General features: G+C 59.7%; 12 protein-coding genes. 7 read left to right on the forward strand and 5 right to left on the reverse strand.

What is annotated here, in order from left to right; all coding sequences use genetic code 11:
• Nucleotides 1–11: 11 nt before the first annotated feature.
• The 3 genes from BBD46_RS01635 (at nucleotide 12) to BBD46_RS01645 (ending at nucleotide 2739) form a co-directional block, all read left to right on the forward strand.
• Entirely contained in the window at nucleotides 12–506 is a 495-nt protein-coding gene (locus BBD46_RS01635) for an Lrp/AsnC family transcriptional regulator (protein ID WP_071400026.1), read from the forward strand.
• A 383-nt stretch (nucleotides 507–889) separates the two neighbouring features.
• Nucleotides 890–1867: an ABC transporter ATP-binding protein gene (locus BBD46_RS01640; RefSeq protein WP_071400027.1), complete on the forward strand. Its 978-nt coding sequence runs from the start codon at nucleotides 890–892 to the stop codon at nucleotides 1865–1867.
• Nucleotides 1864–2739 carry an ABC transporter permease subunit gene (locus tag BBD46_RS01645; RefSeq protein WP_071400028.1) on the forward strand — a complete coding sequence of 292 codons (876 nt, stop codon included), beginning with the start codon at nucleotides 1864–1866 and terminating at the stop codon, nucleotides 2737–2739. The genes BBD46_RS01640 and BBD46_RS01645 overlap by 4 nt, the downstream gene beginning before the upstream one ends.
• A gap of 461 nt (nucleotides 2740–3200) precedes the next feature.
• On the opposite strand, the gene BBD46_RS01650 is transcribed toward BBD46_RS01645, so the two are convergent.
• From BBD46_RS01650 to BBD46_RS01670, 5 genes are all read right to left on the reverse strand, one after another.
• Nucleotides 3201–3833 carry a class I SAM-dependent methyltransferase gene (locus BBD46_RS01650; protein ID WP_071400029.1) on the reverse strand — a complete coding sequence of 211 codons (633 nt, stop codon included), beginning with the start codon at nucleotides 3831–3833 and terminating at the stop codon, nucleotides 3201–3203.
• 393 nt (nucleotides 3834–4226) lie between these two features.
• Nucleotides 4227–4436 (reverse strand): CbaC protein, encoded by a 210-nt coding sequence (locus BBD46_RS01655; protein WP_071400030.1) that lies wholly within the window; start codon nucleotides 4434–4436, stop codon nucleotides 4227–4229.
• The gene (locus tag BBD46_RS01660; protein ID WP_071400031.1) at nucleotides 4436–6211 is read right to left on the reverse strand and encodes a b(o/a)3-type cytochrome-c oxidase subunit 1; all 1776 of its coding nucleotides are present in this window, start codon (nucleotides 6209–6211) and stop codon (nucleotides 4436–4438) included. Before BBD46_RS01660 ends, BBD46_RS01655 begins: the two co-directional genes overlap by 1 nt.
• Nucleotides 6208–7122: a cytochrome c oxidase subunit II gene (locus BBD46_RS01665; RefSeq protein ID WP_071400032.1), complete on the reverse strand. Its 915-nt coding sequence runs from the start codon at nucleotides 7120–7122 to the stop codon at nucleotides 6208–6210. The genes BBD46_RS01660 and BBD46_RS01665 overlap by 4 nt, the downstream gene beginning before the upstream one ends.
• A complete protein-coding gene (locus BBD46_RS01670) occupies nucleotides 7119–7346 on the reverse strand; it encodes a hypothetical protein (RefSeq protein ID WP_071400033.1) in 228 nt (75 codons plus the stop codon). Before BBD46_RS01670 ends, BBD46_RS01665 begins: the two co-directional genes overlap by 4 nt.
• A 101-nt stretch (nucleotides 7347–7447) precedes the next feature.
• Here BBD46_RS01670 and BBD46_RS01675 point away from each other — a divergent pair, with 101 nt between their 5' ends.
• The 4 genes from BBD46_RS01675 (at nucleotide 7448) to gdhB (ending at nucleotide 13089) form a co-directional block, all read left to right on the forward strand.
• Nucleotides 7448–7672 carry a cytochrome-ba3 oxidase subunit gene (locus BBD46_RS01675; protein ID WP_071400034.1) on the forward strand — a complete coding sequence of 75 codons (225 nt, stop codon included), beginning with the start codon at nucleotides 7448–7450 and terminating at the stop codon, nucleotides 7670–7672.
• 231 nt (nucleotides 7673–7903) lie between these two features.
• A complete protein-coding gene (locus BBD46_RS01680) occupies nucleotides 7904–10480 on the forward strand; it encodes a heavy metal translocating P-type ATPase (RefSeq protein ID WP_084777640.1) in 2577 nt (858 codons plus the stop codon).
• 128 nt (nucleotides 10481–10608) lie between these two features.
• Entirely contained in the window at nucleotides 10609–11787 is a 1179-nt protein-coding gene (locus BBD46_RS01685; protein ID WP_071400035.1) for a M24 family metallopeptidase, read from the forward strand.
• Nucleotides 11788–11793: 6 nt separating this feature from the next.
• Nucleotides 11794–13089, forward strand: coding sequence for a glutamate dehydrogenase GdhB (gene gdhB, locus BBD46_RS01690; protein WP_071400036.1), 1296 nt, complete (start codon nucleotides 11794–11796; stop codon nucleotides 13087–13089).
• Nucleotides 13090–13225 lie beyond the last annotated feature (136 nt).

The raw sequence follows: 13225 nt of genomic DNA on the forward strand, positions 1-13225 counted from the left end.
AGAGTAGAAAAATGGACGTTGACCTCGACGAAACGGACATCGAGATTTTGAAGCGTCTCGAGAAGTCTGACGACAAGAATCTCGAGGAGCTCTCCGACGAACTTGGGCTCTCGAAGTCTGCGATTCACTACCGCGTGACGAATTTGAAGCAGAGCGACGTAATCACAACCATCTCGGCGGACGTGGACCCGCATGCGCTCGACCTCAACATGCTTCTGTTTACGGAGGTAACCGTCTCCCACGAGAGCGGCTACGCCGAAGACGTCGGCGAGTCGCTCACCGAGATCGACGGTGTCAACCACGTCTACTACATGATGGGCGACGTCGACTTCATCGTCATTTCGCGGGTACAAAACCACGACCAGATGCACGCGCTGATCGACGACATCGTCGAGATCGACGGCGTCAACGAGACGTCCTCGCGATTCGTAATTCAAGAACTCGAGACTGGTGGCCAACTCATCGATAATATGTCCGACGAGATGGTCGATCAGGTCGTCGAGTGAGTGTCTTCGACCGTTCGGATTCGAGACAGCGATGACGGTCCTGTGTCGGTGATCCGGCCACCCTCTCTGTCTCAACTACTCGAGTACAGGGGTGTCGTGAAGTACCCCGCGTCGGGTGACGCGGGGCGTCTGTGTTTAGTCCGCCGTGGACGCAACAGGCTTTAATTCCGCTCGCGCTCGACTCTGCGAAGGGAGATGACCGGCCAGTACAGGTGAAGTACGTACTTGATCTGCTTTTCCCCCTTCGATCGACACGGGTTCCATGTCGGTTCCGAACTCGCTGTGGACGCCGGTTGCCTGGTATCTCCCAATTAGGATTTTGGTAAAAATATTTACTTTAGTATCGTGTCGATTACGACTACTTCCGTTATCTGTTCCCAACCATGAATGCAATCGAAATAACCGATCTGACAAAGCAGTATGGAGACGTAACAGCCGTCTCTGAACTGAGTATCGCTATCGAACAGGGAGAGGTGTTCGGCTTCTTAGGACCGAACGGTGCGGGTAAATCGACAACGATTAACATGTTACTTGATTTCGTCAGACCAACTTCTGGTTCAGCAACGGTTCTGGGCTACGATACGCAGACAGAAACAGACCAAATCAGCAAACGTGTCGGCATTCTCCCCGAAGGATATGATATCTATGAACGACTCACCGGGCGGAAACATCTCGAGTTCGCAATTCGGACCAAAGACGCCGATGATGATCCTGACGAGTTGTTAGCACGAGTCGGCCTTGACCAAGCGGATGCTGATCGCCCTGCTGGCGGCTACTCGAAAGGAATGCGTCAACGACTGGCAACCGGTATGGCGCTGGTCGGCGATCCAGAACTACTCATTATGGACGAACCATCAACCGGACTCGATCCAACAGGTATCCGCGAGATGCAAGAACTGGTGCAGGCAGAATCGGAGCGTGGAACTACCGTCTTCTTTTCAAGCCATATTCTCGAGCATGTCGAAGCGGTCTGTGACCGGATTGGGATTCTCAATCAAGGAGAGTTGATCGCGCTCGATACTCTCGAAGGGCTTCGAGAGTCACTTGGCGATGGCGCGACAATGACGATCACAGTCTCCGATCCACCGAAGGCTGCTGCTGAGACAGTCGACGCAATAACTGGCGTGACTGATGTTACGGCTACTGGCCGTCAGCTTGAGGCATCAGTGACGGATCCGCGTTCGAAGGCGACCGTAATTACTGAGCTCGATGCTCTTGGTGTAACGATTACAGACGTCAGAATTGATGAGACATCGCTCGAGTCGTTGTTTGCGGCGTTAGTCGCCGAGGACGGGACAGTTGGTGCAGGAATTGAAACCCAACCCCAATACGCCGAAGTCCCCTCGGAGGTCTCTCAATGAGTAGCCACGTTGGCGCGGTCGCTCGCAAGGATTTCGCCGATGCCAGCCGATCAAGACTACTTTGGTCGATTATCGGGCTCCTGGTTGCACTGACCACTATCGGCTATGTCGCTGTCTGGGCAGTGACCGATGATACATCTGCTAGTGAGATGCTTGGCTTCGTCGCATTACCCCTTAGTGTGCTTCTGCCAGTTGCGGCACTCATTGTCGGATATATGGCTGTTGTCGGCGAACGGCAATCAGGCAGTCTCAAACTCCTCCTCGGGCTGCCACCAAACCGAGGCGATGTCGTCTTCGGAAAACTGCTCGGTCGAATTGGTGTTATTTCGGTTGCTGTTGTGCTCTCTTTTCTCGTCGCATTGGTACTGAGCATCGTCTTGTTCGGGTCACTACCGATCAGTGACTGGCTCGCTTTCGGGGCAATTAGCCTCTTGTTTGGTTTGACATTCGTGGCGCTGGCGGTTGGTGTCTCGGCAGGTGTGTCTTCCCGTGGGCGGTCGATGGCAATTGCTATTGGGACGTATCTGTTGTTCGTTGGTCTTTGGGAACTCGTTACTGCTGGGCCCTATTACGTGATCCATGATGAGACACCGCCAGTTGAGGCTGAGACCTGGTATCTATTTGTTCAACAGTTCAACCCGCTCCAGGCTTATGCGACGATTTCGAGCGAGGTTGTTGAAGGAGATGTCTTCCCGTTCATGTTCCAGTATGGTCTTGAGCCGTTCGAAGCGCAGGGAATGGCTCCTGCAGAGCGAGTTTCCGGCGAGGCCCCCTTCTACTTGCAAGAATGGTTCGGCGGGATTGCCATGCTGATATGGGCTCTGATCCCTGTTCTCATCGGCTACTATCGTTTCCAACGGACTGATCTCTAGGTAATTCGGACCCGTTGTAACCGAACCACGCCGTGGGCTGGTTCAGGTTGGTCTCTATTGGCTCTGTTGAAATCCAGACCCAGTGATAGGTTTCCGAAATCCTGCTGAATACAAAGCGCGAACTTTTTTTCGCGTCGGGTTCGCCGCCGGTGAACCGCTCGCGCAAAAACTCCGATGAAAAAGGCGAACGTCTCATCCTCCGGCCTCGCTGTCCGGGAACCGCGCTCGCTTCGCTCGCACGGAGACTGGCGATAAATCCATCTTCTGGATGTTGCACGCGATTTCCACCAGCTAATTGATGTATTTGGCGAGACGTGCTGAACTGAAAACGCGGATCTTGCACGAGGGCTCGGTCAATTCGTGGTCTCTGTGATCGGTCAAGAGACAGAACAGTTCGAAATCGTCCTGCAGAACCAGTATATCAGTGACCTTGACAGTCGAACACTGACGATGTACTGGTACTACGTGTGATCAAGTGTTGCATCGAAGACAATCCAGCTTGCCTCCTCGTCCTCAGCAAGTGTATTCGGAGCGCCGTACTCGGTTTCGATCTGAAACTCTGCGTTCTCCAGTTGCACTCGAGTCGCCTCAGCACCGGCAATGTACCACTGCATCTCGGTATTAGCGTCTAACCAATCCGGATTCGTTCCCTGCCACTCGCCGGGGCCTTCCGACAGGAGTAGATGACCACCTGGACGAAGCACCCGTGCAAACTCGTCAATGACTGCCTGGTGTTCCCCAGCCGGGACGTGGATCAGCGAGTGGTAGGCGAGCACAGCATCAACTGTGCTGTCGGGTAGCGGTAATCGAGTCATATCGCCACGCAGCAATCTTGCTTCCGGAGCATTCGACTGAGCCTTCTCCAACTGTTGTGCAGAAAAGTCAAGCCCGATTGCCTGTTGTGACTGGCTGCTCAGGTGCTGGAGCACTGGTTCTCCCCCTCCACAGCCAGCGTCCAGCACCCGTGACTCAGTCGAAATCTTCTTGAGAAACGAGGCCAGGGCCTTCTGCTCCTCATCGCTCGGTGATCTCTCCTCGGCATACACATCCGCAATATCCTCGTATCCCTGTAACACTACTTCTTTATCAACCATATCCGATGTGTAATAAGGGTGAATAAGAGTGTTTTGACCGTGTGCATACGTGTGTCATGGCTTCTCTTTCATATGCAACGCTCTGAGACAGCAAATCGATTCCCTCGGCACTCAAAGGATTCTGTTAGTATTAGTCAGAGTTGTTTTACACCTCCCACTGCTGAAACACTGCTCGTTCGTACTGGTTGAAATCAACGGTGACCAACTGCTGACTACACGCTCTATATTCAGCAGGCAATTTTTAACAGAGTTCAGAGAAATCGATAGCCACATCAGGAACTGCTTGGCCTGTACTTATTGTTCGTCGGGTAGTCACAGAGAGGGTATGCGAACTGTTCTATGACTCTCTCACTCGAGTACAGCGATACACCTTGCCACTCTCGAGCACTGTCGCTACTTTGTTTCTGCGGACTCGGTCCCGTTGCTCTGTGACTGTGGCCACAGTGCCCAGACCAGAATTACCCCGATCAGTCCGATGCCGAGGACGACGGACTCGAGTACGGTGAGCTCGACGTTGACCCACGCCAACACTGTCCGAAGTTCGACGATGAGTGGGGCGATGAACGCGATGACGATGAGTAACGCGCCCTTCGAGATCCGCACTACCAGTTCACCTCCGCGCCGAGAGCGACGACGGTCTCACTGGCGGTCGTTACCGTCGAGATGGTGGTTGCCCACAGGTACTCGAGCCCAAGTCCGATGTGTACGGGGAGTTCGGTGAGTTCGGGGCCGAACAGGCCACCGCGTTCGATGATCGACAGCAGTGGGAAGCTGTAGGCGAAGATCACGAGGACGATGGCGATGGCCGTCCAGAGTTTCAGGTTGTCGAGGACCAGTGGGGCATCCGATGGTCCCGAGAGCGTGTCGGCGTACTCGTTCGCGGGGAGGTCATCGCTACGGCTGTTGAGAGCGGTACCGACGACGTTGGCGAAGAACAACACGAGCGAGAGCGTTAGCAGGGCACCGCCGAGTGCGATCTGGGCGTCGAGTTCACCGACGCTACCGACGGCGGCCTCGAACTCGAAGCCGTCGTACTGGGGTTCGGCGGTCCGGCGCGGGATGCCGAGCAGGCCGCCGCGGTGCATGGCGTTCGACATGAACGTCATGCCGACGAACCAGAGGACGACCTGCCCGAGTGCAACCGACCGGTTCCACAGCGCCTTGCCGGTTACCTGGGGGAGGAACCAGTAGGTGACGGCCATGAACGTCAGCGCGACTGCAGTGCCGACGGTGAGGTGGAAGTGGCCGACGACCCAGAAGGTGTTGTGCACGAGGTAGTTGATGTTCATTCCGGCGTTGATCATGCCCGAGAAGCCGGCTGCGGCGAACATCAGCCCGGCGAGGGCCATGCCGGCGAAGACCGGGTCACGCCACGGAAGGGCTTTGAGCCAGCCGAGATAGCCGGTGCCGCCGCGCTGGCGTGCACCGTGTTCCATGCTGGCGACGACGGTAAAGGCGGTGAGCAGGCTGGGAAGCAGTAAGAACATCGTGTTCGTCATCGCGATGAACTTGAAGCCCTCGGCGATTCCGGGATCGAGATACTGGTGGTGGATTCCGGTCGGCACCGAGAGGATCAGGAACAGGACGAACACAACGCGTGCCAGCGGGTCGCTGAACAGCTTGCCGCCGGAAATCTTCGGCAACATAACGTACCACATCATGTACGCCGGCATGAGCCAGAAGTAGACGACCGGGTGGCCGAAGAACCAGAACAGCGTTCTGGTGAGCAGTGGGTTCACCGACTCGACGAGGCCGAGCGACCACGGCAGCAGGAAGAGCAAGATTGCTGCGGCGACGCCGAGCGTGGCGATGTACCACATCAGCGTCGTCGTCAGCACCATAAACGTCGGGAGCGGGATTCGTTTGTCCGGGTGCTCCTGTTTCCAGGCCCACCACGAACGGAACCAGTCGACGCCGGCGAGCCAGGTTCCGACGACGAACAGCACCAACCCGAAGTAAAACAGCGGGTGGCCCTGCAGTGGTGCGTAGAACGTAAAGAGCACCGACGCACTCATCTCCGAGTCCGTGAAGCCGGCGAAGATCGGAATCGCAGTGAGGACCGTCCCGACTACCATGAGTCCGTACCAGGCCCAGGTGAATCGAATGTCCTCGACGGGCCGATCCAGACTCGTCGTTGTCGCCCAGGTGAACACCCCCACGAGGAAGAAAATCGTGAACGTAATCGCCAGAAGGACACCGTGTGCGGTGAGGACCGTGTAGTAGTCTGCGGAGTCCATAAACCGGTAGTAGCCGGTTCGGTGCAGCGTCTGGATAATTCCGAACAGCCCGCCGATTGCGAGCGCGAGGAAGGAACTGTAGAACGCTGCGCGGACGACCTTTGCCTCCGCCGGGAACGACTCAATGTAGGTGTTCGTCATTCGCCGTCACCTCCGCTGGCATCGCTTTCGGTCTCATCTGTGTCGGTTTCGTCTTCGGTACCGTTCTCGCCATCGTCGGCGTCATCGCCCGCATCTGTGTTCTCGTTGGATTCCTCGTCTGCATCGTCATCTGCATCGTCGTCCTCGAGTTCGTCGGCCACAGTCACGGTCCAGCTGTCAGTGTGGTCGTCGACCGTTACCGTCCACTCGTGGTCGCCCTCGCCTAACTGCGCCGAGTCGACGGTGAACGTCGTCTCGTCCGTCTCTCCACCGTCGATCGTCACGTCTTCGCTGACCGTTTCGTTCCCGATCTCGAGCGTGACTGTCGTTTCGATCGGATCGAGGAGGCGGTTCTCGACCGTTGCGGTGACGTCGATATCGTCTCCGGTTTCAACTTCGCCGGGTGCCTCAGCGTCGAGTTCCGTCAGGTCGAACTCGTCTTCTGGAACGACGTAAACCATCCCCTCCATATTGTGGTGATTGGGGCCACAGTACTCGTTACAGACGACGCCGTACTCGTCTGGCTCGTCGAACTCGACGGTCATTTCGGCGACCTCGCCGGGAATAACCATCGTGTTGACGTTGGTTCCGACGAGGCTGAAGCTGTGAATGACGTCTCGGCTCGTAACGTAGAACGTCACCTCACTGTCTTCGGGGACCTCGATCGGATCCGGTTGGAAACTGAACATCTGCGCCGTAACGTAGGCTTCGTACTCGTTCTCGCCGACCTGTGCGACACGCGGATCACTGAATCGCTCGTCGTCGAGTTCGGTCGGCTCGACCGTGTCTTGCTGGTCGCCGACCATCGTGATCCCCAGCCCAACCGAGCCGTACGTGATCGTTGCAATGAAACCGACGATCAACACCATCGCTGCGACCAGCCACAGTTTTTCGTAGGTGTGTATGTTCATGCTGATCGCGCTCCAGTCGCCAGGAATACCAGGGTCCCACTGACGACCGTGGGATCGTTCCCGAGGAACTCGACGAAGTACATGAAGAACCACAGGAACACCAGGATCAGGAAATAGATCCCGATCAGCGTGAGCGTCCCGATCGGATCGAACTCGTCGTGTCCGATCTCCCGGACGTGCTCCGATGTTTCGTTGCTCGCTTCGTGTTCGGCCGTCTGACTCATACGGCCGGCTTAGGACAGGTGTCACTTAGCGGTAGACGGGGTTTACCGCTTCGTTGGAACGGGGTGTAGTTATTAAGTATCCCTACAGTTCAGTTCACTACATGGAATTCGAGGACGTGTCTCCGCGGGTCGCGTTACCGGTTGGATTACTGGCTCTCCTCCCGTTGGCGTGGTACGGTGTCAGCGGCTCCGTCATGGCAGGTATCGTCTCCACCGTGAACGTCGTCCTCATCCTCGCGTGCCTCTATCTCGCGTTCAGTCCCGTTGAGGGGGGTCACGGCCACGAGAACGACCATGAGCACGACTCGAGCGGCACTGCACCGTAGTCGGGCGTCGCACAGAAGAACACACGGTGTCGACGCTCCCCGAGTACGACTCTCTCACCATCCTCTCACCATCCCGGGCACAGAGACTGCATCCGCGTACACAACCGCTCTGTCACTGCCGATGACTGCTTCCCACTCCACCGTTACCGTTCGATCGGTTGCTCGCAGTACCCACAGCCACTCTCCGGACCCTGCGCACAACCAGCCAACGATGAGTCGCTCTCCGCCGCTATGACCGACCCACTCACCGACTCCAATTCGTCAATTTCGGATTCGACGCGCGCTGACAGCGATTTTCAGCCCTCGTCTACGCGAGTACCACCCGACGCTAACAACTCTTCTGGCGACGAGCAGCCGGACGGCTGTACCCTCTGCTCGCTGGCGCTTCCGTCCAGCCCGGTCACTGCTAGCGATGTCGCGGGACAGTTCTGCTGTCAGGGCTGTCTCGAGGTTTCGCGGACGCTCTCGGCGGTCGAAACCGACGAACACGAGTCACAGATCGACCCAGCAGCCGTTCGGGAGCGGATTGCTGACAGTGCCGGCGCTGGCGGGCCAGCTACCGAACGAGACGCCGCTCAGGTGATTGATGCGGAGTCACCGTCACCGCCATCATCAGCGGCCGAGGCTGCGGTCGAGACCGAGGTCGACGACGCATTCCTGGCCGTCGAAGGGATGCACTGCTCGACGTGTGAGGTGTTCCTCGAGTCGGTTGCCGAATCGAACGACGGCGTCCTTGCGGCCGAAGCCAGCTACGCGACCGAGACGGTTCGGCTCGCGTACGACCCGGAGACGGTCGAGTCGAGCGAGCTACCCGAGCTGATTTCGGGGTACGGCTACGCCGCTCGCGAACGCGGCACGGCCGACGACGAGTCGGATACGGGCGATCAGGCACTCGTCAAATTCCTGATCGGCGGCGGGCTCTTCGGGATGATGGTGATGGTGTGGTACGCCGTCTTCCTCTACCCGACCTACTTCGGCTACGACCCGGTCGTCGACTTCGGCGGCTACGACGGCTACTATCTCGCGGTCAACATCTGGCTAATGACCACGTTTGTCCTCTTCTATACGGGGTATCCGATCCTGCGAGGAGCGCTCGTGAGTCTCAGAGCGGGCCATCCGAACATGGACCTGCTCGTCACGACCGCTGCGGTCGGCTCCTACGGCTACAGCACGCTCGCCATGACACTCGGTCGGACGGATCTCTACTTCGACGTTACCGTCGCCGTCATCCTCGCCGTCACCGCCGGGACGTACTACGAGGAGCGGATCAAACGCCGCGCCGCGGGCCTGCTCTCTGACCTCACCGAACAGCAGGTCGACGAGGCTCGACGGGTGGACGGCGAGACGGTTGCACTCGAGTCCGTCGAGCCAGGCGACCACCTTCTGGTCCGTCCCGGAGAGCGTGTCCCGCTTGACGGCCAGTTGCAAGAGGGAACGGCCGCTGTCGACGAGTCGCTGGTCACGGGTGAGTCGCTCCCCGTCCAGAAGGAACCGGGCGACGAGGTACAGGGCGGAACAGTCGTTACCGACGCGCCGGTCGTCCTCGAGGTCGGTGCCGACGCGACGAGTACGCTCGACCGACTCGTCTCGCTGCTGTGGTCGATCCAGAGCGCCCGGCCCGGCGTCCAGCGCCTCGCCGACAAGCTAGCGACGGTTTTCGTCCCGCTCGTCCTCGTTCTGGCGGCCGGTGCAACTGGCGTGTTGCTCGCAACTGGGTCCTCGCTCTCGTCGGCGCTACTCGTCGGCCTGACTGTCGTCATCGTCTCCTGTCCCTGCGCGCTGGGGCTTGCGACCCCGCTCGCAATCGCATCGGGTGTCCAATCCGCCGCAAAACGCGGCATCGTCGTCGCTGCGGAGACGATTTTCGAGGACGCACCCGATGTCGACGTCGTCGTCCTCGACAAGACCGGCACGCTCACCACCGGCTCGATGACGGTCGCGTCGGTGCACACCGCAACCGAGGTCGACTCGAGTACACTCCATCGCCGGGCGGCCGCGGTCGAAGCGCTCTCCGAGCATCCTATCGCGGAGGCAATCGTCTCGGACGCGCCAGCAGGGGACTCGGACGACCACGCGAGAGCGGCGGTTGCGGAGTTCGAGCGCGACCAGCGGGGTGTGAGCGGGCTCGTCGACGGCGAGCGCGTCACTGTCGGACACCTTGCGTATCTTCGCGACCGCGGCCACGAACTCCCCTCGAGCCTCGAGGGGGTCGTCGAGGAGGCACGGACAGCAGGAGACGTTCCGGTCGCAGTCGGATGGGACGGTCGCGTACAGGGCGTACTCGTCGTCGGTGACGCGCCGCGTGAGGAGTGGCGAGCGGCAGTCAATTCGCTCGCGGACGGTCGTGAGGTCATCGTCCTGACCGGGGACGACGGCGGTGCGGCTGACCGATTCCGCGACGTTGCCGGCGTCGACGAGGTGTTCGCCGGCGTACCACCGGCGGCCAAGGCCGAGACGATTCGCCGCCTCCAATCGCGAGGAACGGTTGCGATGGTCGGCGACGGGAGCAACGACGCACCGGCGCTCGCCGCTGCAGATATCGGCATTGCGATGGGAAGCGCGACGAAGATCGCGACTGACGCGGCGGATGCAGTGATCGTCAGCAACGACCTCTCCGCCGTTCCCGAAACGTTCGATCTGGCTGCGGGGACACATCGCCGAATCCGACAGAATCTCGGCTGGGCGTTCGTCTACAACGCGATTGCTATTCCACTCGCTTTGACGGGTCTGTTGAACCCACTCTTTGCTGCGCTGGCGATGGCTGCCAGTAGCGCACTCGTCGTGATCAATTCGGCGCGCTCGCTCTGATCGCTCTTCTTCTTACAGTGACCACATCAGGGCAGCCCTGAGCGCAATTCTATAAACAGTATCCGTATTCACCATACACGAAAGTTTTTACGTCCGGGCGGTCGTCACTCCTCGTAGGGTTTGGTACCATGTCCCGAGATATCTTCGACGACGCCGAATACGAACGCCGGCTCGACCGGACGAAAACGCGATTGCGCGAGGAAAACCTCGACGCCATCGTCGTCACGGATCCGGCCAACATGAACTATCTCACCGGCTACGACGGCTGGTCGTTCTACGTCCACCAGGCCGTCGTCGTTACGACCGACCGCGACGAACCCGTCTGGGTCGGCCGCCAGATGGACGCCGACGGTGCCCGTGCGACGACTGCTCTCTCCGAGGAGGGCATCCGCGCCTACAGCGACGACCACGTCCACTCGCCGTACGACCTCCACCCGATGGACTACGTCGCAGGCGTTCTCGAGGACCTCGACGTTGCCGACGGCCGTATCGGTCTCGAGATGGACGCCGCCTACTTCACCGCGAAATCCTACACGCGCCTCCAGCAGACCCTCCCCGACGCCGACTTCGAGGACACGACCCTCCTCGTCGGCTGGGTCCGAGTCAAAAAATCCGACCAGGAACTCGAGTACATGCGCGAGGCAGCCCAAATTTCTGAAACCGCGATGCAGGCCGGCCTCGACGCGATCGAGGCGGGGGTGCCGGAGTACGAGGCCGCAGCGGCGATTTACGACGCCCTGATTTCTGGAACTGACGAATTTGGCGGCGACTATCCCTCTATCGTCCCGCTGATGCCGTCTGGTGACCACACGGGAACGCCACATCTGACCTGGACGGACCGCCCGTTCGAGGAGGGTGATCCGGTCATTATCGAACTCTCGGGCTGTCGCCACCGGTATCACTCGCCGCTCGCTCGGACGACGTTCGTCGGCGAGCCGCCAGCCGAACTCGAGCGGACTGCGAAGATCGTCAACGAAGGCATCGAGGCCGCCCTCGATGTCGCCGAACCGGGCGTCACTTGCGAGGCAGTCGAGAAAGCCTGGCGCGAGACGATTGCGAAGTACGATATCGAGAAGGAAGACCGAATCGGCTACTCGGTGGGGCTTGGCTACCCGCCGGACTGGGGCGAACACACCGCGAGTATCCGCCCCGGCGACGAGACGGTACTCGAGGAGAACATGACGTTCCACATGATCCCCGGTATCTGGACGGAAGACATCGGAATGGAGACCAGCGAGACGTTTCGGGTGACGGGCGACGGAGTCGAAACACTTGCGGACTTCCCGCGGAAACTGTTCACCGCATAACGACCGATGACTACGACACCACCAAATCAGGACGCAGCAGAGTCGGGTTCGGGGGAGGAACTCGACTCGGCACTCGTCACGGCACGCCGGCAACTCGAGCGCGCCGCAGCACACGTCGACGTCGACGACGGCGTCGTCGAACGACTGAAACACCCCACTCGCGTCGAGCAGGTTTCGGTACCACTCGAGCGTGATGACGGAACTGTCGACGTCTTCACGGGCTATCGCGCCCAGCACGACGACGTTCGCGGGCCGTACAAGGGCGGCCTGCGCTACCATCCGGAAGTGAACGCCGACGAGTGTGTCGGCCTCTCGATGTGGATGACCTGGAAGTGCGCCGTGATGGACCTCCCGTTCGGCGGCGGGAAGGGCGGAATCTCCGTCAACCCGAAGGAACTCAGCGAGGAGGAGACCGAACGGCTCACCCGCCGCTTCGCGGAGGAACTGCGCTACGTGATCGGGCCGACGACGGACGTTCCGGCCCCTGACATGGGGACGGACGCCCAGACGATGGCCTGGTTCATGGACGCCTACTCGATGCAACAGGGCGAGACGATTCCGGGCGTCGTCACCGGGAAGCCGCCGGTCATCGGCGGCTCCTACGGCCGCGAAGAGGCACCTGGTCGCTCGACGGCGATCGCCACCCGCGAGGCCGTCGACTACTACGACCGCGACCTCGAGAACACCACCGTCGCCGTGCAGGGCTTCGGTAGCGTCGGTGCGAACGCCGCCCGCCTCCTCGACGAATGGGGCGCGAGCGTCGTCGCCGTCAGCGACGTCAACGGGGCGATCTACGACCCCGACGGTCTCGACATCGACTCGATTCCGACCCACGAGGAAGAGCCCGAGGCGGTCCTCGAGCAGGACGCCCCGGAGACGCTCTCGAACGAGGAAATCCTCGAACTCGACGTGGACGTGCTCATCCCTGCCGCAGTCGGAAACGTCATCACCGCCGACAACGCCGGCGACATCGAGGCTGATATCGTCGTCGAGGGTGCGAACGGCCCGACGACGTTCGCCGCCGACTCGATCCTCGAGGAGCGAGACATCCCGGTTATCCCCGACTTCCTCGCGAACGCGGGCGGTGTCACCGTCTCCTACTTCGAGTGGCTCCAGGACATCAACCGCCGCAAGTGGAGCCTCGAAGAGGTGAACGAGGAACTCGAGAAGAAGATGCTCGACGCCTGGGAGGACGTTCGTTCGGAGGTCGAGGCGAAGGACCTGAGCTGGCGCGACGCAGCGTACGTCGTTGCACTCTCACGGATTGCAGAGGCGAAGTCGAAGCGCGGACTCTGGCCGTAACGTCCGCCGAGGGTTTACGTTCCCGTCGTTTTCGGGTTTTGAGTTTTCGGATTTTCGAGCGTTTCGCGGTCACATTGTGATAGAGCGGGTAGCTTCATCCCTCTCGTCGCGATGGTGACTGCACGCCAGAAAGATA

This window comes from Natrialba sp. SSL1, from assembly GCF_001861355.1.
Lineage (GTDB): Archaea > Halobacteriota > Halobacteria > Halobacteriales > Natrialbaceae > Natrialba.

Excerpts from the sequence above, each read along its gene's own strand:
- BBD46_RS01675 (WP_071400034.1), top strand. The coding sequence starts at position 7,448 with ATGGAATTCGAGGACGTGTCTCCGCGGGTCGCGTTACCGGTTGGATTA.
- gdhB (WP_071400036.1), top strand. The coding sequence starts at position 11,794 with ATGACTACGACACCACCAAATCAGGACGCAGCAGAGTCGGGTTCGGGG.
- BBD46_RS01680 (WP_084777640.1), top strand. The coding sequence starts at position 7,904 with ATGACCGACCCACTCACCGACTCCAATTCGTCAATTTCGGATTCGACG.
- BBD46_RS01660 (WP_071400031.1), bottom strand. The coding sequence starts at position 6,211 with ATGACGAACACCTACATTGAGTCGTTCCCGGCGGAGGCAAAGGTCGTC.
- BBD46_RS01650 (WP_071400029.1), bottom strand. The coding sequence starts at position 3,833 with ATGGTTGATAAAGAAGTAGTGTTACAGGGATACGAGGATATTGCGGAT.
- BBD46_RS01635 (WP_071400026.1), top strand. The coding sequence starts at position 12 with ATGGACGTTGACCTCGACGAAACGGACATCGAGATTTTGAAGCGTCTC.
- BBD46_RS01640 (WP_071400027.1), top strand. The coding sequence starts at position 890 with ATGAATGCAATCGAAATAACCGATCTGACAAAGCAGTATGGAGACGTA.
- BBD46_RS01645 (WP_071400028.1), top strand. The coding sequence starts at position 1,864 with ATGAGTAGCCACGTTGGCGCGGTCGCTCGCAAGGATTTCGCCGATGCC.
- BBD46_RS01670 (WP_071400033.1), bottom strand. The coding sequence starts at position 7,346 with ATGAGTCAGACGGCCGAACACGAAGCGAGCAACGAAACATCGGAGCAC.
- BBD46_RS01665 (WP_071400032.1), bottom strand. The coding sequence starts at position 7,122 with ATGAACATACACACCTACGAAAAACTGTGGCTGGTCGCAGCGATGGTG.
- BBD46_RS01685 (WP_071400035.1), top strand. The coding sequence starts at position 10,609 with ATGTCCCGAGATATCTTCGACGACGCCGAATACGAACGCCGGCTCGAC.